The organism is Mesorhizobium sp. NZP2298 (assembly GCF_013170825.1).
In the GTDB taxonomy this organism is placed as follows: Bacteria; Pseudomonadota; Alphaproteobacteria; order Rhizobiales; family Rhizobiaceae; genus Mesorhizobium.
Genome location: NZ_CP033365.1, coordinates 5,169,751 through 5,189,787, shown reverse-complemented (window position 1 = coordinate 5,189,787; position 20,037 = coordinate 5,169,751). Strand labels below are relative to the sequence as shown.

22 protein-coding genes and 1 pseudogene are annotated in these 20,037 nt (G+C 62.6%); 11 read left to right on the top strand and 12 right to left on the bottom strand.

The window, feature by feature from the left end:
• Positions 1–29 precede the first annotated feature (29 nt).
• From EB231_RS35230 to ygfZ, 4 genes and pseudogenes are all read right to left on the bottom strand, one after another.
• Positions 30–523: pseudogene (locus EB231_RS35230) on the bottom strand (SDR family oxidoreductase); the annotation flags it as partial.
• Between the two features lie 165 nt (positions 524–688).
• Positions 689–2,830, bottom strand: a complete 2,142-nt coding sequence (locus EB231_RS25230; RefSeq protein WP_172351200.1) for a putative bifunctional diguanylate cyclase/phosphodiesterase — start codon at positions 2,828–2,830, stop codon at positions 689–691.
• Positions 2,831–2,895: 65 nt separating this feature from the next.
• Positions 2,896–3,531, bottom strand: coding sequence for an HD family hydrolase (locus EB231_RS25225; protein WP_172351199.1), 636 nt, complete (start codon positions 3,529–3,531; stop codon positions 2,896–2,898).
• Entirely contained in the window at positions 3,531–4,391 is an 861-nt protein-coding gene (ygfZ, locus tag EB231_RS25220) for a CAF17-like 4Fe-4S cluster assembly/insertion protein YgfZ (RefSeq protein ID WP_172351198.1), read from the bottom strand. The genes EB231_RS25225 and ygfZ overlap by 1 nt, the downstream gene beginning before the upstream one ends.
• A 75-nt stretch (positions 4,392–4,466) precedes the next feature.
• Between ygfZ and EB231_RS25215 the strand changes: the two genes are divergently transcribed.
• On the top strand, positions 4,467–5,798 hold the full coding sequence (locus tag EB231_RS25215) for a dihydroorotase (RefSeq protein WP_172351197.1): 1,332 nt from the start codon (positions 4,467–4,469) through the stop codon (positions 5,796–5,798).
• A gap of 30 nt (positions 5,799–5,828) precedes the next feature.
• Here the strand turns inward: EB231_RS25215 and EB231_RS25210 are convergent, their stop codons facing one another.
• The 4 genes from EB231_RS25210 to EB231_RS25195 form a co-directional block, all read right to left on the bottom strand.
• Entirely contained in the window at positions 5,829–6,620 is a 792-nt protein-coding gene (locus EB231_RS25210; RefSeq protein ID WP_172351196.1) for a hypothetical protein, read from the bottom strand.
• A 71-nt stretch (positions 6,621–6,691) separates the two neighbouring features.
• Positions 6,692–6,949 (bottom strand): hypothetical protein, encoded by a 258-nt coding sequence (locus EB231_RS25205; protein ID WP_008874920.1) that lies wholly within the window; start codon positions 6,947–6,949, stop codon positions 6,692–6,694.
• 453 nt (positions 6,950–7,402) lie between these two features.
• Positions 7,403–7,780, bottom strand: coding sequence for a TIGR02301 family protein (locus EB231_RS25200; protein WP_172351195.1), 378 nt, complete (start codon positions 7,778–7,780; stop codon positions 7,403–7,405).
• A 62-nt stretch (positions 7,781–7,842) separates the two neighbouring features.
• A complete protein-coding gene (locus tag EB231_RS25195; protein WP_172351194.1) occupies positions 7,843–8,277 on the bottom strand; it encodes an NUDIX hydrolase in 435 nt (144 codons plus the stop codon).
• A gap of 126 nt (positions 8,278–8,403) precedes the next feature.
• Between EB231_RS25195 and EB231_RS25190 the strand changes: the two genes are divergently transcribed.
• Positions 8,404–9,165: an SOS response-associated peptidase gene (locus EB231_RS25190; RefSeq protein ID WP_172351193.1), complete on the top strand. Its 762-nt coding sequence runs from the start codon at positions 8,404–8,406 to the stop codon at positions 9,163–9,165.
• Between the two features lie 79 nt (positions 9,166–9,244).
• Here EB231_RS25190 and EB231_RS25185 read toward each other — a convergent pair whose 3' ends face one another.
• A complete protein-coding gene (locus EB231_RS25185; RefSeq protein WP_140768494.1) occupies positions 9,245–9,400 on the bottom strand; it encodes a hypothetical protein in 156 nt (51 codons plus the stop codon).
• 416 nt (positions 9,401–9,816) lie between these two features.
• Between EB231_RS25185 and cysS the strand changes: the two genes are divergently transcribed.
• The 7 genes from cysS (at position 9,817) to rarD (ending at position 16,171) form a co-directional block, all read left to right on the top strand.
• Positions 9,817–11,250 (top strand): cysteine--tRNA ligase, encoded by a 1,434-nt coding sequence (cysS, locus tag EB231_RS25180; RefSeq protein ID WP_172351192.1) that lies wholly within the window; start codon positions 9,817–9,819, stop codon positions 11,248–11,250.
• Positions 11,247–11,633, top strand: coding sequence for a VOC family protein (locus EB231_RS25175; RefSeq protein ID WP_172351191.1), 387 nt, complete (start codon positions 11,247–11,249; stop codon positions 11,631–11,633). The genes cysS and EB231_RS25175 overlap by 4 nt, the downstream gene beginning before the upstream one ends.
• Before the next feature lie 6 nt (positions 11,634–11,639).
• Positions 11,640–12,131 (top strand): GFA family protein, encoded by a 492-nt coding sequence (locus EB231_RS25170; protein ID WP_172351190.1) that lies wholly within the window; start codon positions 11,640–11,642, stop codon positions 12,129–12,131.
• Positions 12,128–12,604 carry a GFA family protein gene (locus EB231_RS25165; RefSeq protein WP_172351189.1) on the top strand — a complete coding sequence of 159 codons (477 nt, stop codon included), beginning with the start codon at positions 12,128–12,130 and terminating at the stop codon, positions 12,602–12,604. Before EB231_RS25170 ends, EB231_RS25165 begins: the two co-directional genes overlap by 4 nt.
• Entirely contained in the window at positions 12,601–13,551 is a 951-nt protein-coding gene (gene pip / locus EB231_RS25160) for a prolyl aminopeptidase (RefSeq protein ID WP_172351188.1), read from the top strand. The genes EB231_RS25165 and pip overlap by 4 nt, the downstream gene beginning before the upstream one ends.
• Positions 13,548–15,170, top strand: a complete 1,623-nt coding sequence (cimA, locus tag EB231_RS25155) for a citramalate synthase (RefSeq protein WP_172351187.1) — start codon at positions 13,548–13,550, stop codon at positions 15,168–15,170. The genes pip and cimA overlap by 4 nt, the downstream gene beginning before the upstream one ends.
• An 83-nt stretch (positions 15,171–15,253) precedes the next feature.
• Positions 15,254–16,171, top strand: a complete 918-nt coding sequence (rarD, locus tag EB231_RS25150; protein WP_172351186.1) for an EamA family transporter RarD — start codon at positions 15,254–15,256, stop codon at positions 16,169–16,171.
• Between the two features lie 29 nt (positions 16,172–16,200).
• Here rarD and EB231_RS25145 read toward each other — a convergent pair whose 3' ends face one another.
• Entirely contained in the window at positions 16,201–17,199 is a 999-nt protein-coding gene (locus tag EB231_RS25145; protein ID WP_172351185.1) for a transporter, read from the bottom strand.
• A gap of 306 nt (positions 17,200–17,505) precedes the next feature.
• On the opposite strand from EB231_RS25145, the gene EB231_RS25140 reads away from it, so the two are divergent.
• Positions 17,506–17,985 (top strand): hypothetical protein, encoded by a 480-nt coding sequence (locus tag EB231_RS25140; protein ID WP_172351184.1) that lies wholly within the window; start codon positions 17,506–17,508, stop codon positions 17,983–17,985.
• A 49-nt stretch (positions 17,986–18,034) separates the two neighbouring features.
• Here EB231_RS25140 and EB231_RS25135 read toward each other — a convergent pair whose 3' ends face one another.
• Complete coding sequence (locus EB231_RS25135) at positions 18,035–18,325, bottom strand: muconolactone Delta-isomerase family protein (protein WP_172351183.1); 291 nt, start codon at positions 18,323–18,325, stop codon at positions 18,035–18,037.
• A 111-nt stretch (positions 18,326–18,436) separates the two neighbouring features.
• On the opposite strand from EB231_RS25135, the gene EB231_RS25130 reads away from it, so the two are divergent.
• A complete protein-coding gene (locus EB231_RS25130) occupies positions 18,437–19,321 on the top strand; it encodes a LysR substrate-binding domain-containing protein (protein ID WP_172351182.1) in 885 nt (294 codons plus the stop codon).
• Between the two features lie 99 nt (positions 19,322–19,420).
• Here EB231_RS25130 and EB231_RS25125 read toward each other — a convergent pair whose 3' ends face one another.
• Entirely contained in the window at positions 19,421–20,032 is a 612-nt protein-coding gene (locus EB231_RS25125) for an LOG family protein (RefSeq protein WP_140768468.1), read from the bottom strand.
• Positions 20,033–20,037 lie beyond the last annotated feature (5 nt).

Below are 20,037 nucleotides of genomic sequence, written 5' to 3'. Positions count from 1 at the left end.
TCGAGGGCGCGACCTTTCGGCATGAGCGGTTAGACCTGGGCCATGCCGCCATCGACGAACAGTTCGGCACCGGTGACAAAGCTGGAATCGTCCGAGGCCAGGAACACCGCCGCCTTGCCGATCTCATCAGGATCGCCAAGCCGGCCATCGGCACCTGGGCAGCAAGGAAGTCTAGCAAGCCCTTCTGGCTTTGGGCTTCAGGTCCGGCAAGCTCGGCGGGGCCTGTCGTACGGGTCGGGCCAGGACTGAGGATGTTGACGCGGATCTGCCGCTCCTTCAGGTCGAGAATCCAGCTGCGGGCAAAGTTACGCAGCGCCGCCTTGGACGCGCCGTAGACGCTGAACGCGGCCGCGCCGGTCGAGCCGGCTGTCGAACCGGTCAGGATCACCGAGGCCTCATCGGTCAGCAGTGCGAGCGCCTTCTGCACCGTGAACAGCACCGCCTTGACGTTACGGTCGAAGGTTTCGTCAAAATGCTGTTCGGTTATCTGGCCGAGCGGCAGCATGGAACCGCCGCCGGCATCGAGAGTACATCGATGCGGCCGCTTTGCGTTTATGGCGGCGCGCCTGTCGAGACCAAGCTGGGAACTGATCTCCAAATAGATGGCGCGGCGGAACAATAGAGGCCCGACGGCATACTCTCGAACAGCTCGGTTCGGGACGGTGTGACAAGACGCCTTGGCCTGAGGTCAGCCGATCTGGCTGTGCAGTTCACGCGACTTCAACAGACGCTGAATATCCGATGCCTTTGACGGTACGCCGATCAGGTACCCCTGAGCCTCGACACAGCCATTTTTGCGCAGCATGTCGAGCTGCTCCTCGGTCTCGACGCCCTCGGCCGTGACAACGATGCCAAGCTCGGTGCCGAGCCCGATGACGGTGCGGACGATCGCCGCGGTGTCGTGATTGGCCATATCGCCAATGAACGAGCGATCGATCTTGATCTTGTCGACCGGGAAACGCCTGAGGTAGCCGAGCGAGGAATAGCCAGTGCCGAAATCATCCAGCGCGATACGGATGCCGAGTTCACGCAACTGTCGCAGCGTCTTGAGCACGGCTTCGCTCTCGTCCATCAGCACGGTTTCGGTGATTTCCAGCTCCAGCTGTGCGGCCGGCACGCCAGAAAAGGCCAGCGCCGAGATGACGCTGCGGGCAAAGCCGCCGCTTCTAAGCTGCACGGCCGAGACATTGACCGCGATGCGCAAGCCGGGAGGCCAGCTTGCCGCCGCCGTGCAGGCTGTCCTCAGCGCCCACTCGCCAAGCGGCACGATCAGTCCGGTTTCTTCGGCGACCGGAATGAATTCGTCTGGCGCGACGGTGCCGCGCGCCGGGGAATGCCAGCGCATCAAGGCCTCCGCGCCGATGATCTCGCCGGAGGCGATGTTCATGATGGGTTGGAAGTCGAGATCGAATTCCTGGCGCGGCAGCGCAGCCTCGAGGTCGACCTCGATCGCCCGGCGGGCCTGCACCACGGCGTCCATTTCGGGCTCGAAGAAGCGATACAGGTTTCTCCCTTCGCTCTTCGCCCGATAGAGCGCCGTATCCGCGTTTTTCAGCAGCGTATCGGCGTCCCTGCCATCGTTGGGGAAAACGGCAATGCCCAGGCTGATACCGACATGCATCTCCCGGCTCTTGTCGCGAAACGGTCTTGCGATTGCCTCGACGATGCGCTTCGCCAGTTTTTCCGCCTCGGCGATGCCCCTGGAATTGAACTGCATGATGACGAACTCGTCCCCGCCGAAACGGGCGACGATGTCTGTTTCATTGTGCAGGCAGCGCTGCAGCCTCTCGGCCACGCTTTTCAGGAGCCAGTCGCCGGCAGGATGTCCCCAGGTGTCGTTGACCGCCTTGAAGCGGTCGAGATCGAGCGAGAAGATCGCCAACGGCGTAGCCGCGTCATCGTCCAGCGCTAGGTCGAGCCGCTCGCGAAACATCGAGCGGTTGGGCAGTCCGGTCAGCGTGTCGTGATGCGCAAGATGGGTCATGCGCTCTTCGGTGCGGCGGCGTTCGGTGACGTCGTCGAAGGTCACCACCCAGCCGCCGCCGCTCATCGGCTGGTGCGTGACCAGAACCGTCCTGCCGTCGGTTAGATACCGATAGGCCGAATGCATCTTTGCCGCCGCCAGGCAGGCTTCGGTTTTGGCGACTTCGCTGTCGACATCGATCTTCGTATAGATGCCGAGTTCCAGCAACCGTTCCAGCGCGTCGCGGTGCGTTGTCCCAAGCGGGAAGTCCGCCGCTGTGACGTTGTAGAGTTCCAGAAAGCGCCGGTTGCGCACGATCATCTTGCCGTTGCCGTCATACATCAGCAGGCCTTGCGACATGTTGGCGAGCGCGGCGTCGAAGCGGCGGTGCTGCTCCTTCAGCTCCTGCTCGGCGCGCCGCTGTTCGGTGATGTCCTCGTAGATCGAAACCCAGCCGCCCAAGGCCAGCGGGCGGTGCGAGATGCTGACGATGCGGTCATCCGACAGCGTCTCCTCATAGGTCGAGGGTTTCGCCTGGTCGATATAGGGTTTGCGGATGGCATAAAGCTCGTCCGCGGTTTGCGAGGCGATGCCGATGTCGACGCTGTGCCGCAGGATGTCGATGAAGCGGATGCCAGGACGTATCAGCTTGGCGTCGAGGCGAAAGATATTGAGGTAGTTGCCGTTGCAGATGATCATGCGTTCGTCGGCGTCGAACATGCACAGGCCGTGCGACATGTTCTCGACGGCGGCTGAAAAGCGTTCGTTCTGTTCGCGCAGCTCGTCTTCCATGCGGCGCGAGTGCTCCATGCCTTCGGCCACCCGCTCCGGGACGACCGAACCATTCTTGACATCCACGACGGGCATGAGGCGCGCCTGCGGTGCGTGATCGAACACCGCACTGTTATCCGTTCCGGTTAATTTAGCGTTTTCTACCCTACCGCCGACGTCGCAACTGGGTGCCGCGACTTCTCGATCCCTGAAAACCGCTTCAGGAAGGCATTCTGCGCCGAGGTCACCGAGCGCGGTGTGAAATCGAAGCGCTCGGCGGAGAAACCGCGCGGACGGCCGAAGAATTCGGTCGCTTCGGCGGTGGAGAAACCGGCGAGTAGCGTTGCCTCGAAATAGGCGGCGATCTGGTCGGCACGCTTGATCTCCCTGCGCAGTGCCGCGGCCGGTTCGGGCGGCAGGGAAAAGCGCAGATGGATGGCGCGCTGCAGGCGCAACTCGCAGTCCTTGTAGCTGCCGCCCATCACCGACTTGAACGGCGAGATCATGTCGCCGATGACATATTCGGGCGCATCGTGCAGCAGCGCGGCCAACTGGTCATCGGCCGAAGCTTGTGGCGCCAGTTCGTTGAACAGGGCCTCGACCAGCAGCGAATGCTGGGCGACCGAAAACGCATGCTCGCCGCTGGTCTGGCCGTTCCAGCGGGCGACCCGGGCAAGCCCATGGGCTATGTCCGAAATCTCGATGTCGAGTGGGGAGGGGTCGAGCAGGTCGAGCCTACGGCCGGACAGCATGCGCTGCCAGGCACGTGGCGGCGCACCGGCGCGGTCCGCCGCCATCAGGCTTCCTCCGCGCTGACGGTTTCCTGAGGAAAACGGAATTTGGCCCATGGGGGAATGGTCACCGTCACCGGGACATCACCCGCCAGGATCGGCTGGCCGGCGTCCAACGCTGCCTTGACCCTGTCTATGCGGGCAATGGCAAGTCCCGTGCCGCCGGCACTCGAGCCGAGCGTACCGACCGGGCGTCCCTCGACGGTGAGGTCGGTGCCTGCGGCGGGCAGGAGAGGACTTGCCTGGACAATCAGTACGCGACGCCTCGCCGTGCCGCGATGCTGCATGCGCGAGACGACTTCCTGGCCGACATAGCAGCCCTTCCTGAAGCCGACGCCACCCGTCTCGTCGAGCAGGACGTCATGCGGAAAGGCGTCGCCCAACGCATAATCGGCGCCGCTCTCGGCAATGCCGTGGGCGATGCGGAAGGCTTGCCAGGCGTCGTCGTCGCCGGCGTCTTGGGGGCCGGCATACGAGCGCGCGACGCTTTCATTGGGAAAGCGCGTGTCGGCAAACACGGTTGAATCATTTTCCGACGCGATTGACTCTTTTCCCCACGCAACAGTGACAAGCGCTTGTTCCGATTTGGCAATCTCGACCTTGGCACGAAGCCTGTAGAGCATCAGCCGGCGAATGAATTCATCTGAAATATCGGCACGGCATTCCAGTCGGAAGGCGTTTTCACCGGCACGCGAGATCAGGAAATCGAACAGGATCTTGCCTTGCGGCGTCAAAAGCGCGCCGGGCTTTGCTTCGCCTTCGCCGAGTGCATCGAGGTCGGTGGTCAGGATGTTTTGCAGAAAGTGCTCGGCCTCCGGGCCGGAAACGGAGATGAGCGCGCGGTCTTTCAGCAGGGCAAAGGGCATGGGGAGGATAAAAGCCTGATCTTGCAAAACGGTTGGCCATTACGTAAGCCGCTGACACTCCCCCCGCAAGAGAGCATGCCCATGACCTACGACCTCATCCTGACAGGCGGCACGGTGGTCAACCATGACGGCGAGGGGCAACGCGATATCGGCGTGAAGGACGGGCGCATTGCGGTCATCGGCGATCTTCGCCAGGCCTCGGCCGGTGAGACAATCGACTGCCGCGGCTTGCACGTCCTGCCCGGTGTCGTCGACAGCCAGGTACATTTTCGCGAGCCTGGACTGGAGCACAAGGAAGATCTGGAAACGGGATCGAGGGCGGCGGTGCTCGGCGGCGTCACCGCGGTGTTCGAGATGCCGAACACCAACCCGCTGACCACCAGCGAGGCAACACTTGCCGACAAGGTCCGGCGCGGCAGCGGCCGCATGCATTGCGACTTCGCGTTCTGGGTCGGCGGTACCCGCGATAACGCCAGGGATGTCGGTGAACTCGAGCGGCTGCCGGGGGCGGCGGGTATAAAGGTTTTCATGGGATCGTCCACCGGCGATCTGCTGGTCGAGGACGACGAAGGTGTCGCTTCGATCCTGAGGAACACCCGCCGTCGTGCCGCGTTCCATTCCGAGGACGAATTCAGGTTGCGCGAACGTCTGGGCGAACGCATCGAGGGCGATCCGTCATCGCATCCGGTCTGGCGCGACGAGATCGCCGCCTTGCGCTGCACCGAACGGCTGGTGCGCATCGCGCGCGAAGCTCGCGCCCGCATCCACGTCCTGCACATCTCGACCGCCGAGGAGATTCTGTTCCTTGAACAGCACAAGGACGTCGCGACCTGCGAGGCGACGCCGCACCATCTGACGCTGAGTGCCGACGATTATGCCCGGCTCGGTACGCTGATCCAGATGAACCCGCCGGTACGCGCCTCCCACCACCGCGACGGCGTCTGGCATGGCATCGCACAAGGCATTGTCGATGTGCTCGGTTCAGACCACGCGCCGCACACGCTGGCCGAAAAGGCAAAACCCTATCCGGCCTCGCCCTCGGGCATGACCGGTGTGCAGACGCTGGTGCCGATCATGCTCGACCACGTCAACGCCGGCCGGCTGACCCTGCAGCGCTTTGTCGATCTCTCCAGCCACGGTCCACAGCGTATCTTCGGCTTGGCCAGAAAAGGCCGCATCGCCGCAGGCTACGACGCCGACTTCACTGTGGTCGACATGAAGCGGCGCGAGACCATCACCAATGCCCAGGCCGGCTCGAAGGCCGGCTGGACGCCCTATGACGGCAAGGAAGTGACCGGCTGGCCGGTCGGCACGGTCATTCGCGGCCGCCGCGTCATGTGGGAAGGCGAGATCGTGACGCCTGGGCAAGGTAGGGCGGTGGAGTTTTCCGAGGCGCTGCCGGGATAGGCTTCCTCAACCTCTCTTGTCGAGGGTCGCTCAGTCGCCAGCGACGAAGAACGTCCACTCCCCGGCGGGCGTGATGCCGACGCGATAGAAGATATAGGCGCCGAACTGCTTCATGTCGTCGAAATCACCGGCGGTGACGATCTTGAACAGTTCGACCCGCTGCTTGGCGTCGAGCTTGTCCAGCGGCAGCGCGAAGAAATACGGCCAGACATACAGTTCCTGCGGTGTTCCGGCGTCGACATGGACATAGCCGGCATTCAGCACTTCCTCCAGGATGGCCAGGATCTCCTGGCCGTCTGGGTCTCCCGACAGGCCTTTGAGGAAGGCGATGGCGTCGCCGTCGATGTCGGCCAGCGACAGTTGGGTCATGCTGTCGCCCTTGCCGATCAGGGGCCTGAGCTTCTCGATGTCGCCGCTCTTGCAGGCTTCGATGATGAGGTCGTGCATGCGCCGCACGGGCTCCGGCAGCTTGCCGAGGTCGTAGACGACTTCCGGCAAGGGTGCTTCGGGATCGACACGCGGCCTGTTGCTGCCGCTATCCGCTGGACTGTCGGGCTCCGCCGCGTCCGGAGCGGCCGGCTGCTGGCCGGTCGAAGGCGGCGTTCCCATCGGGTCAGGCATGGGAATCGCGCCGCCGGGCGACGAAGCGTCGTCATCCGCTGACGGTGTGACGGGTGAGGGAAGCTCTTCGCGCTGGATTTCGCTCAGCGCATAGGCCGGGCTGCTGGCCAGGCACGTCACAAACGCAATCGCGGCACAACAAGCGGCGAGGCGGATGTAGAGCACCAGGCCCTTCGACCGGCCTGACATCGGAAAATTCACTGCCCGTATCTCCTTGGCTCCCGGGCATGATGCCCAAACGGCACTCGATCGTCAAAGAACCGGATGTCGGTTCAGTGCCGCAGCCGCTCGGGTTCGAAGGCGCCAGCAATAACCTTTTCACGCATGCGGTCGAGCAGGGCAAGGGCCGATGTCTCGCCGTTGGCGCGCAGCATTTCACCGAACGCGGTCTCTAGCGCCGCCTCGGCAATGATCTCGGGCTCGATGCCGGCCGAAAGGCCTTCAGCCCAAGCTTCGCTGTGGCTCTCCACCGCCGTCAGGCGTTTTTCTTCCCTGACCAGCGCGTCGATGTCGTTGACACCATGTTCCATAAGCGATGTCCACCCTTTCAAGCGGCGACCCGTCAATGGGGGTCATGCTTGATTTGTTCCGTTTACACGCAGCCTAAGTAAGTATCTGTAAATACGACATTTTTTTGATCGTCTTTTACAGGGAGCGGCTGTGTCTGGCGAAGCTGCGTTTCAATCCGGATCAAACTTAGCCGATTAGGCCGGCCTGCGGGTCGAAAACCTTCAGTTTGAGTTAATTTCGCATTCGTGCGGTAACGTTTGATTAACGCTGTTGCAGAAGTGCAACATCAGGATTGCACCAAGACACAGACCGGTACAAGCCGGATTTCTCCAACATGTCCGATGATGCCCCCGATATCTGTTGATGGATTGCCTAAAGCGCGTGGCGTCGAAACAGAGTCATGCAACGCGCATTAGGTCATTGTTCTCACGCATGTCGCGTCCCCAAGGCCGGGGCACTTTGGGCGACATGCATTAGTTTCCATAGCGCGAGGCGATGTCGCGCGACAGCGTCTCGCCTTCCTTCATATAGCGGCTGATGGCTTCGGTGGCTGAAGCGGTGCACTGGGTATAGGTGCCGCCGAAGGAACGATAGCCGCGATTGAAGCTGGCGATGAGGCGGGCGCGGCGCTCCGGGTCGGGATTTTCCGAATCGAGCAGTTTCTCCATCTGGCCACGCCACTGGTCGCCCTTCTCCCCGCACAGATTGCGCAGGAAATGCAGCGACCCCAGGACCTCTGCCAGCCGCATCAGCCCCGGCTCGAACGGCGACTCGGCGCTAAGCGCCGGCCGCACGGCCACGGCCGTACTGACGGCAAGGCATAAAGCAACAAGAAAAGGAGCGCGGCTCATAGGTCTATGTGGCCAAACAATTTGTCGCCTGCAAGGCGTTTCCGGCGCGACCGTTGAGGAATTCAGCGGCTTTCAGGGGAACCAGCAGGTCGGCCAAGCAGATCTTCCGCCACCGCGAACACCGAACCGGCAAGCGGCAGCGCCGCCATCTCGCGGAGTGTGTAGAAGGCGGCTGTCTCGGCATCGTCGCTGGCCACGGCCTCCCCGCCGGCATAGGCGGCGCCGAAGACCGTGAGGCGGTAATCGACAGGGTGGGAATCACCCCTGCCGTCGATATGGATTTCCCGAAGCGGGCGGAAACCGGTGGCACGCAGACCGGTCTCTTCCAGCAGCTCGCGCTTAGCGGCATCCTCCAGCATCTCGCCGGTCTCGACCTTGCCGCCTGGAAAGGCATAGAGCCCCTGTGAGGGCTGCCGGGCTCGCTTGACCAGCAGCACGGTGTCGCCACGCACCACGGCTACCGAGACGGCCGGCAGTATCTTTCGTGTATCGTTCATGGTTCTCAACCGTTCGACCGCCGCAGCCCGCTGTGGACGGTTGGCGTCAGACAGCTTTAGCGGTTGCAGTGCGGCTGTTCCATCGCCACTTTCTTGGCAACCATTCGAGGGCAGGAGCAATCGATCATGTGCGGACGTTTTGCCTTGACGGCCACGCCGGATCAAACCGCTGCCTTTCTGGGCTTGGTCGAACTGGAAGATTTCCCGGCGCGCTACAACATCGCGCCAACCCAGCCGGTGCTGATGGCGACTGCTGGTGAGCCGCGCTCACCGGGTTCCAACTTGCCGGACCGGCAACCGATGCTGGTGCGCTGGGGGCTCATCCCGGCCTGGGTGAAGGACACCAGGGAGTTTCCGCTGCTGTTCAACGCGCGCTCGGAAGGCGCGATCGAAAAGGCCTCGTTCAAGGCTGCCATGCGTCATCGCCGCGCACTGGTGCCGGCGTCGGGCTTCTACGAATGGCGGCAGACCGGGGGCAAGAAGGGGCAGCCCTATTGGATCCGGCCCAGGCATGGCGGGCTGGTCGCCTTTGCCGGCCTGATCGAGACCTATGCGGAGCCGGGCGGCTCGGAAATGGATACTGGCGCAATCCTGACGGTCAACGCCAATGCCGACATCGCCCATATCCATGATCGGATGCCGGTGGTCATCGATCCCAGGGACTTCGCTCGCTGGCTGGATTGCCGCACGCAGGAGCCGCGTGATGTCACCGACCTGCTGCGACCGGCGCAACTCGATTTCTTCGAGGCGATTCCAGTCTCCGACCTCGTCAACAAGGTCGCCAACACCGGACCGGAGATTCAAGTAAGAGGGGAGATCGGCGCGGAGCCCGAGAAGGTCAGACGCCAGAAGCCTGGCACCGACGACAGTCAGATGACGCTGTTCTAGCGAAGCCTGTCGAGGGCCTTATTCCAGGGTGCCCTGTTCGCACCCTCATCGCCGGCGATCGCGCCGGCGGAACATCATCTCAGGCGGCGCGCGGCGATACGATCTTCTGCGCCGGCTTCTTCTTCTTCGCGGTATGAAGAAGTGCGGCGACGATCGCGGCCGGGCCGATTGCGCGATAGTGGCTGGCCAACGCCGGTTGCTTGGCGCGGTTGGCTTCCTGCTTGCTTCGAGGCATGTTCTCTTCCCTGGTAACGTTTTCGTGTCTGCGTTTGATGGCTGATTCCGACCAAATCGTGACGCTTGGTGAACTAGCCGGCGAATGTTTCATGACTGTGCCGACATGTTTAATAAAATGTTTCACTGGCTGATTCCGCGTGATCGAGCGACGGGTTTACCTGTCTTGGCGACGTTTTTCCCGGGATCAGCGACTTGACGGCAACACTGGTCAAGGCGATAAAGCCGCCCATGAAAACGTCTTTCGCCATCTGTGGCATTTGCATTATTGGCTAGCCTCGCGCTGGTCCGGACGTTTTCGCCTCATCTTTCCCCAGATTGGACAAACGCCCCGGCCAGCAGGCTGGAGCCTGATTTGCGCCTCGGCGCGAGACTGGCTCCATGCAAACAAGAAGTTCTGAACCGGGAAGGCATGGAATGTCTGACGCATCGAAGGGCCTGCGCCTCTACAACACGCTGACGCGTTCGAAGACGGATTTCGTTCCGATCGATGCGCTGAATGTGCGCATGTATGTCTGCGGCCCCACCGTCTACGACTTCGCCCATATCGGAAATGCCAGGCCGGTCATCGTCTTCGACGTGCTGTTCCGTCTGTTGCGCTATCTCTATGGACAAGCCCACGTCACCTATGTGCGCAACATCACCGACGTCGACGACAAGATCAACGCGCGTGCGTTGCGCGATTTCGGCGGCGAGATATCCACCGGAAAGCTGTCGCTCAACGAAGCGATCCGGCGGGTGACGGAAAAGACCGCCGACCAGTTCCACAGGGATGTCGCCACGCTCGGCTGCCTCGAGCCGACGGTCGAACCGCGCGCCACCGAATTCGTCGAGCCGCGCGCCGACGGCAAGGCCGACATGATCACCTTGATTCAAAACCTGATCCAACGCGGCCATGCCTATGTCGCCGCTGGCGAAGTTCTCTTCGACACGGCGTCGATGCCGGACTATGGGCAATTGTCGAGGCGCCATCTCGACGAGCAGCAGGCCGGCGCTCGCGTCGCCGTCGACGCGCACAAGAAGAACCCGCAAGATTTCGTGCTGTGGAAGCTGTCATCGCCGGCAGAGCCGGGCTGGGAGAGCCCATGGGGCAGGGGCCGGCCGGGCTGGCATATCGAATGCTCCGCCATGTCCGCGGCCTATCTCGGCGAGGTTTTCGACATCCATGGCGGCGGCCTCGACCTGATCTTCCCGCATCATGAGAACGAGATCGCCCAGTCGCGCTGCGCCCACGGCACGTCGGTCATGGCCAATGTCTGGATGCACAATGGCTTCCTGCAGGTCGAGGGGCAGAAGATGTCGAAGAGCCTCGGCAATTTCTACTCGATCCATGAACTGCTGGAGACCGAGACCTTCGGCGGCCGCAGCTGGCCGGGCGAGGTACTGCGGCTGGCGATGCTGATGACGCACTACCGCGAGCCGATCGACTTTTCCGTGCGCAAGCTGGAGGAGGCGGAGAACACGCTGCGCAAGTGGAAACGCGCGGCGGACCTTGCGCCGACCGTCGGGCAACTGCCGGCAAAGGTCGTGGAGGCACTCTCCGATGACCTGGCCACCTATGCCGCCTTCCAGGTTTTGACGCAGTTGGCCGGTGAGGCAGCCGACGGCAACGAAGCCGCTGCCGCACTGAAGGCGTCGCTGCTGTTTCTTGGCTTCGATGTCGGCTCCGAAGAGGTGGATGAGGACAAGATCGCCAAGGCAATCGCCAATCGCCTCGCTCTCATCGCGGCGAAGAACTGGGCAGAGGCCGACCGCATCCGCGATGACCTTTTGGTGCAAGGCGTGCAGTTGAAGGACGGCAAGGATCCGGCGACCGGCGAACGCATCACGACCTGGGAGGTAAAAAGATGATCGACCATCTTGGCATCAACGTTGCCGATTTCGACACTTCGAAGGCGTTCTACGACAAGGCGATGGCACCGCTTGGCGCTTCGCTGATCTACATGGTGCCGCTGGAGTACACAGGCGGCGCCAGGATCGGCGGCTACGGCCGCGACCGCCCGGTGTTCTGGCTGCAGGCCGCCAAGGACAAGCCCAAGGCCCGTCAGCACGTTGCCTTCACCGCGCGCAACCGCGCCGAAGTCAACGCCTTTCATGCGGCAGCGCTTGCCGCCGGCGGCAAGGACAATGGCGAGCCGGGGCTGCGCCCACACTATCACCCGAATTACTACGGTGCCTTCGTCTTTGATCCCGACGGCAACAATGTCGAGGCGGTCTGCCATGATCCGGAGTGAGACGCGATGAGCCTCGACAACCGGCCGGTCTACACAGGCGGCTGCCAATGCGGCGCGGTGCGCTTCCGCGTCGAAGGCGCGCTTGGCGACGCCTCGATCTGCCACTGCCGCATGTGCCAGAAGGCGAGCGGCAATTTCTACATGCCGCTAGTCTCGGTGCGTGGCGCCAAGCTCGACTGGACGCGCGGCGAGCCCAAGCGTTTCCGCTCCTCCAATGCCGCCTGGCGCGGCTTCTGCGCCGAATGCGGCACGCCGCTGACCTTCGAGGCGCCCGATGGCCTTGCGTTGGCGATCGCCGCCTTCGACGATCCGGCAGGCATCGCACCGACTGTACAGTGGGGCACCGAAGCAAAACTGCCTTATGTCGACACCATTCCGCAATTGCCGGGCGAAGATACGATGGCGGACATGGGTTCGGCTCCCTATCTCGCCGAGCTTGTTTCCTACCAGCATCCCGATCACGACACCGAACAATGGCCGCCGGAGGAAAGACCATGACCGAGACCGTCCGAACCGGCGGCTGTCAGTGCGGCGCCGTGCGCTTCCGCATCAAGGGAGTGCTCGGGCGCCCGTCAATCTGCCATTGCCGCATGTGCCAGAAGCAGTTCGGCTCGTTCTTCGGCGCGCTGGTCACCGTGCCCCGGGATGGTGTCGAATGGACCCATGAGGAACCGAGCTATTTCCAGTCGTCGATCAACATCGATCGCGGCTTCTGCGCCCGCTGCGGCACGCCGTTGACCTACCGCCAGCCCAGCGGGCTCGAGATCGCCATCGGCGCCTTCGACGACCGCTCGGATCTGGCGCCGCAAATCCAGGTCAACTATGCGGCCCGGTTGCCTTGGGTGGAAAAGATCTTCGAGGCGCCGGTCCACGACGATCCCGACTACTACGCCAGGCAGGAGCAGATCATCTCCTTCCAACACCCCGACCACGAAACCGCCAACTGGCCGCAACAGGGCTTGAAACTATGAGCTTGCGCACACTCTATCCGGAAATCGAACCGTTCGACTCAGGCATGCTCGATGTCGGCGACGGCCACACGGTCTATTGGGAGCGTTCCGGCACCAAGGGTGCCAAGCCGGCCGTGTTCCTGCATGGCGGACCGGGCGGCACCATCTCGCCAAAGCATCGGCGGCTGTTCGATCCAAAACGCTACGACGTCATCCTGTTCGATCAGCGCGGTTGCGGAAAATCGACGCCGAACGCCTCGCTGGAGGCCAATACGACCTGGCATCTCGTCGCTGACATCGAACGCCTGCGCGAAATGGCCGGCTTCGACACATGGTTGGTGTTCGGCGGCTCCTGGGGCTCGACGCTGGCGCTCGCCTATGCCGAGACGCACCCTGATCGCGTCAGCGAACTGGTGGTGCGCGGCATCTACACGCTGACTCGCGCGGAGCTCGAATGGTATTATCAGTTCGGTGTCTCCGAGATGTTTCCCGACAAGTGGGAGCGTTTCCTGTCGCCGATCCCGCAGGCCGAGCGCGGCGACATGATGGCAGCCTACCGCAAGCGTCTGGTCGGCACGGACCGCGAGGCGCAGATAGAGGCTGCTCGCGCCTGGAGCCTATGGGAAGGCGAGACGATCACGCTGTTGCCGGAGCCTGAAACCAGCGGTCCGTTTGGGCAGGACGACTATGCCGTCGCCTTTGCCCGTATCGAGAACCACTATTTCGTCCATGCCGGCTGGCTTGAGGAGGGACAGCTTCTGCGCGATGCCCATAAGCTCAAGGACATTCCCGGCACCATCGTCCATGGCCGCTACGACATGCCGTGTCCGGCGCGCTATGCCTGGGCGCTGCACAAGGCTTGGCCAAAGGCCGACTTCCACCTGATCGAAGGCGCCGGCCACGCCTATTCCGAGCCCGGAATCCTCGACCAGTTGATCCGCGCGACGGACAAATTTGCAGGCAAATGACCATGACCCGCGACCGCCTCTATCTCTTCGACACCACATTGCGCGATGGCCAGCAGACGCCGGGCATCGACTTTTCCGTCGAGGACAAGATCGCGATTGCAAAACTGCTCGACGACTTCGGCATGGACTATGTCGAGGGCGGCTATCCCGGCGCGAATCCGACCGACACCGCCTTCTTCCAGAAGAAGCGCACGGCCAAGGCGAAGTTCGTCGCCTTCGGCATGACCAAGCGGGCAGGGGTCTCCGCCTCGAACGATCCCGGGCTGGCGGCGCTCGTGCAGTCGAAATCGGACGCCATCTGCTTCGTCGCCAAGAGCTGGGATTATCATGTCCGTGTGGCGCTCGGCTGTACAAACGAGGAGAATCTGGAGTCGATCAAGACTTCGGTCGAGGCCGCCGTCGCTTCGGCCAAGGAAGCGATGGTCGACTGCGAGCATTTCTTCGATGGCTTCAAGGCCAATCCGGACTATGCCCTGGCCTGCGCCAAGACGGCATACGACGCCGGCGCGCGCTGGGTGGTGTTGTGCGATACCAATGGCGGCACGCAGCCCTCGGAAGTGCGCACCATCGTCGCCAAGGTCGTCGCATCGGGCATTGCCGGCGATCATCTGGGTATCCACGCCCATGACGACACGGGCCAGGCGGTTGCGAATTCCCTGGCCGCCGTCGAGGCCGGGGCGCGCCAGATCCAGGGCACGCTGAACGGCATTGGCGAGCGCTGCGGCAATGCCAACCTCATCTCGATCGTGCCGACACTGGCGCTGAAGCCGGCATTCGCCGATCGCTTCGAGACCGGCATTTCGGCCGAGGCGCTGACCGGCATCTCGCGCCTGTCGCGCGCATTCGATGAACTCTTGAACCGTGCCCCGGAAGCGCAGGCTCCCTATGTCGGCGCCTCGGCTTTCGCCACCAAGGCCGGCATCCATGCCTCGGCGCTGGCCAAGGAGCCGGCGACCTATGAGCATGTTCCGCCGGAATCCGTCGGCAACCGCCGGCGCGTCATGGTCTCCGACCAGGGCGGCAAGGCCAATTTCCTCGCCGAACTGAAACGGCGCGGCATCGAGGTGCCCAGGGACGATCATCGGCTCGATGCGCTGATATCAGTCGTCAAGGAGCGCGAGGCCGAAGGCTATGCCTATGAGGGCGCCGACGCCTCCTTCGAGCTGCTCGCCCGCAAGATGCTGCACGGCCTGCCGGAGTTCTTTAACGTCACCTCGTTCCGCTGCATGGTCGAGCGGCGTTTCGACGCCAACGGCCAGTTGAAGACCGTGTCCGAAGCAATCGTGAAAGTGCTGGTCGACGGCGAGGAGAAGATGTCCGTGGCCGAGGGGCACGGACCGGTCAACGCGCTCGACATCGCGCTGCGCAAGGATCTCGGCAAATACCAGAGCGAGATCGTCGACCTCGAACTCGCCGACTTCAAGGTGCGTATCCTCAATGGCGGCACCGAGGCGATCACCCGCGTGCTGATCGAATCGCATGACGGCACAGGCGCGCGCTGGTGGACGGTCGGGGTTTCCGAAAACATCATCGACGCCTCGTTCCAGGCGCTGATGGATTCGATCATCTACAAGCTGATGAAGAACCGTGAGATGGCTGGGCTGGTTGCCGCCGAATAAGGTTGACCCATCAGCGAAAGTCCATTGATCCATCAGAACTTTGTGATGGTCTTGCCAAGATTACTGGGCCATAGCGTTGGCCCATGGCCACTGAATCAATTGCCCTGGACGCGGATTCAAAGGCCCGCCGCGGTTTCCTGCTGGCGTTGGGCGCCTATCTCCTGTGGGGGTTGCTGCCTTTCTACATGAAGGCGGTGGCGCATCTGCCGCTTGCCGAGGTGATCGCCCACCGCATCGTCTGGTCCGTGCCGATCGCCGCCGCGGTTCTGGTCTGGGCCGGCCGCACCGCGGACTTCAAGGCGGCAATTCGCTCACCCCGCACCATCGCCATGGCGGGCCTGACGGCGGCGCTGATTTCGGTCAACTGGGGCATCTATGTCTGGGCGATCGCCGTCGATCGCACCGTCGAGACCGCGCTTGGCTATTACATCAACCCGCTGGTCAGCGTCGTCGTCGGTGCACTGCTGCTTGGCGAACGACTCGACAAATTGCAGATCGCGGCGGTGGTGCTGGCGACGGTCGCCGTGGCGGTGCTGACGATCGAGGGCGGCAAGCTTCCATGGGTATCGCTGGCGCTGGCCTTTTCCTTCGCCGCCTACGGCTTTTTTCGCAAGACGCTGCCGATCGGGCCAAGCCAGGGCTTTCTGCTCGAAGTGCTTTTGCTGTCCGTGCCCGCTCTCTTCTATATCGTCTACCTGATCGCGACCGGACAGGATCACATCGTGTCCAGCAACGGCACCGATACCGCATTGCTGATTGGCTGCGGTCCGGTCACATCGGTGCCGCTGCTTCTGTTTGCGTTCGGCGCCAAGCTTTTGCGCCTCTCCACCATCGGCATCATGCAATATATCGCGCCGACCATGGTGTTCCTGATCGCGGTCCTGATTTTCGATGAGCCGTTCGGCACCACCCAGGCCGCCGCCTTTGCCCTGATCTGGACAGCCTTGGCGATCTATTCCTGGTCGATGCTGATGACGGCCCGCCGGGCTGTTGCCCGATAGGCTTCGGCGCAAGATATTGCCAATTGCCGCTACAGGCCTCGGCCAAGCCGTCTGACGAACAGATAGGTGGCCGCAGCGATAGCCATTGAAACCGCCGTCACCACCCAGAAGCCCAATGGCGTGTCGACAAGCGGCAGTCCGCCGACATTCATGCCGAACAGGCCGGAGATAATGGTCATCGGCAGCAGCACAGCCGTCATGACAGAGAGAACATAGAGCAACTGGTTCGACTGCATGGTCAGTTTGGCCATCAACTCGTCCTGCAGAAGCCGCGTGCGCGCCTGCAACTGCTCGCCGTCATGGTAGAGCGTCTGCGCCCGGTGCGAGAGTCGGGCCGCCATGTCGTTGATCGAATCCGGCAACTCGTCGCGATGCGAATGGTCGAGATGCCGGAACAGGGTGGTCAGCGTTGCCATCTGCCGGTGGATGACCACCAGCTGCCGGCGCGCCTCGACCAGCGCTTGCCGTTCATTGTGCCATGCATCGCGCACGACGCGATCCTCGATGCCATCGAGCGTGTCGCCGAGCTTGCCGAGTTCTATCGCCATGCCATCAAGCGACTGGCCCATGACCGCCTCGATCAGGTCCGACGGCGAGCGGAATTTCCGCGATCCACTTTCCACTACCTTGCGCACGGCGTCGACCGACTCCAGCGGCTGCTTGCGGGCGCCGATCAGAATAGTGTCGTTGAAGGCGAAGCGGAAATGGACGAGTCCGCGCGCTTCCGAAAAATCGTGCTTGAGGTCCGGCAGATCGCCGTAGAGCCAGCCATCCTCATAGTCGATGTGGCAGCCATGGCTGGGGGCGAGGAAAGCATCGCGCGCCGGGGCCGGCAGAACCTTCTCGGCGCCGATCTCCTGGCGAGCGTGGAGATCGGTGATCTGGTAGCTGCGCCATGTCCATCGCGCCTGCGCGGGATCCTTGGTGCGGGAGCCTTCCGCCGTGAAATGATAGCTGAAGAACAGCCCGTGCTCATCGGGCAGGTAAGGCGACAGGTCGGTGCCTTCCGGAGCGAGGGCGATATCCATGGCAGTGCCAGATACAGGTTGCGACCGCAGCGCCGCGTTAGCGGCACCTCACCGCGACTTCTAGCACGAGCGAACCCGGCTCCGTGTGACGGTTTCTTGACAGCCGGTCACAGTGTGTCGAGCAGGGAAGGGCTGGACGCAACAGTTGCCGTCGGCTTGTTTGGCTAGCGTTGCGAACGGTGGCTCAGAAATTGTCAGCCAGGTGGCTCGAGCAGATATGCAGCTGCAAGGTCGATTGGTCACGAAAACGCAGTGTTTACCAGTCTCCAATACTGTACGATGATTGGCAACGTTCAGATTTGATCGATGAATTTTCAGTTTTCAATTGGCCTGCTGGCAGATCGCGGCTTGAACAAGGCGGTCGATTACAGTGTGAAGAACTCGGCTGCGCTACAGTTGCTCGGTGTCAGCGTCCGGTCGCAAACGATCTCCATGACGCCGGTGACCAAGAACGGCTTTACCGACTTTGACAGAGCGCTCGGGACGGTGCGTGATGAATGGGCGTACGCGCAGAAACACGCGCGCCATGGCAACGTCATCGATGGTAGCGCCTTGGAACCATTGCTGGGCGCGATCCAAGCCAATCGAGAAAGTTTTCCGCCTGGTGAATTTACCATCAAGGTACAATGGCCGGACGGGGCGTCGATCGAAACGACCGTCCCACCGATGGCAGGGACAAGCGTGCGAAGCGTCTCGATCAGCGCGGTATTCGCCAGGGTGTCGACAGCCCAGCAGGCCTCTGTCGCCCCCACCTCCCAGCAAGCGTCCTACCAGGAATGGCAATGACGATACACACGCGGCCGGCCTCGCCGCCCGCCGCGCCGTCCGATGCGGTTTACCGTTTCGGCCCAAATCCAGGATAGGGATTGAGCGGCACGATCGCGGTGATCTCCATCATGCCGGCCTTTATCAGCGGCAAAGTGGCGAGATGGCCGCGCACTTCGGTATCGTCGGATGCCTCGAACATCATGCCGCTACCGGGAATGTCGCCACGGTTCCAGACTTGGCGCACAGCGCCTTCGGCGTAGAGCGTGCGCCGCTGTTCGGCCTCGCCCGGCAAAAGCGGTGCAAAGTCGGCGTCGCTGAACTTTGTGGTGTTGCGGGTGAGAAGGGCAAAGAACTGCATGTCGGTCTCCTTTGGTTGGGATGGCCGACTATCGCTTTTGGCTGGTCAGACTGTCCAAGACTGATTAGGCTAGAGTTGAGACCTATTGAGACTAGGTGTTTCGGAGAAAAAGTGTTCGACCTGCGCCAGATCCGGTATTTCGTCACCGTGGCCGAGACCGGCAATGTCGGCCGCGCCGCCGAACTGCTGCACATCTCGCAATCGCCGCTCAGCCGGCAGATCATTCAACTCGAGGAGCAACTGGGCTTTGCTCTGTTCGAAAGGGCAAAGCAGCGGGTTCATCTCAATGCAGAAGGTCGCGCTTTTCTCGCCGAGGCCAAGATGCTTCTCGCCGGCGCGAAGCGGCTGGAGATGTTCGGCCGTGACCTTGCGACCGGCGCGGCCGGCCGCCTTGCTATCGGCTATGTCGAGGGCGCGGTGCATGCCGGGCTGGTCGCCGGCATGCTCAGGCAGTTTCGACGAGAGCGGCCGCAATTGCATCTCAGCCTGATGAGCCTGCGCTCTGCCGCGCAGTTGGAGGGGCTGCGCCAGCGCACGCTCGATCTCGGCCTGGTCTATTCCCCGCCGCCGGCCGACTATCCCGAAATTGCCTCGATGCTGGCCCGTCGCGAGCCGTTGGTGCTGGCGATACCCGAGGGCGATGCGCTCACGGCTGTGGCCGACATCCGCCCGCATCATCTCGATGGACGCACCTGGATCACCGTGGTGCGTCAGCCCGCCGATACCAACCGCGGCCAGTTCCTGGCCGCCTGCATCGAAGCTGGCTTCGTGCCCGACATCGCTTATGAGACGGCCGATCCCTTGACCTCGCTCGGCCTGGTCAGCGCCGGACTGGGCCTGGCGACGGTGCAGGAGAGCCTGCGAAGCGTCGCGCCGCCGGGCATCGTTTTCCGCGACCTTCCCTGGTTCAAGCGCAGCGTGGCGATCCATCTTGCCTGGCGGCGGCAGGATAAGCGCGCGGTGATTGGGGATTTGCGTAGGGCAGTAGGGCAGTAGGGCAGTAGGGCAGTAGGGCAGTAGGGCAGTAGGGCAGTAGGGCAGTAGGGCAGTAGGGCAGTAGGTGCTGTCTTCCTACTGCCCTATTCCCTTACTCCCTTACATCTTGTCTATCACCGACTGCACGCCTTCCGTCGGGGCGTCGACGGAGGACCCTGCCACCATGATGGCGGCGACGATGGCCTCGGGATCATTGACGACCAGCGGCTTGACCCGTTGCGCGGTGTGAATAAAACCTTCCGCCGCCATGTGATCAAGCAACGCCGTCATCGGGTCCCAGAATCCGTTGACGTTGCCGAAGACGATCGGCTTGCGGTGATGGCCGAGTTGCGCCCAGGTCATGATCTCGACGATCTCCTCGACTGTGCCGATGCCGCCAGGCAGCGCCACAAAGGCGTCGGATTTCTCGAACATCTTGTGTTTGCGCTCGTGCATGTTGTCGGTGATCAGCAATTCGTCGAGCCGGTCAAGCGCGGTTTCGGTTGCTTCCCTGTTGATCAGGAAGCGGGGAATGATGCCCGTGACCTTGCCGCCGGCCTTGAGCGCGCCGTCGGCGACGGCGCCCATAATGCCTTTGGTGCCGCCGCCATAGATCAGCCGCAGGCCCGCTCTGGCAATTGAGCGCCCAAGCAGGTGTCCGGCCTTCGCATAGACTTCATCGCGGCCCGGAGACGAGCCGCAATAGACGCAGACGGATCGAATCGTATTCATGCGGA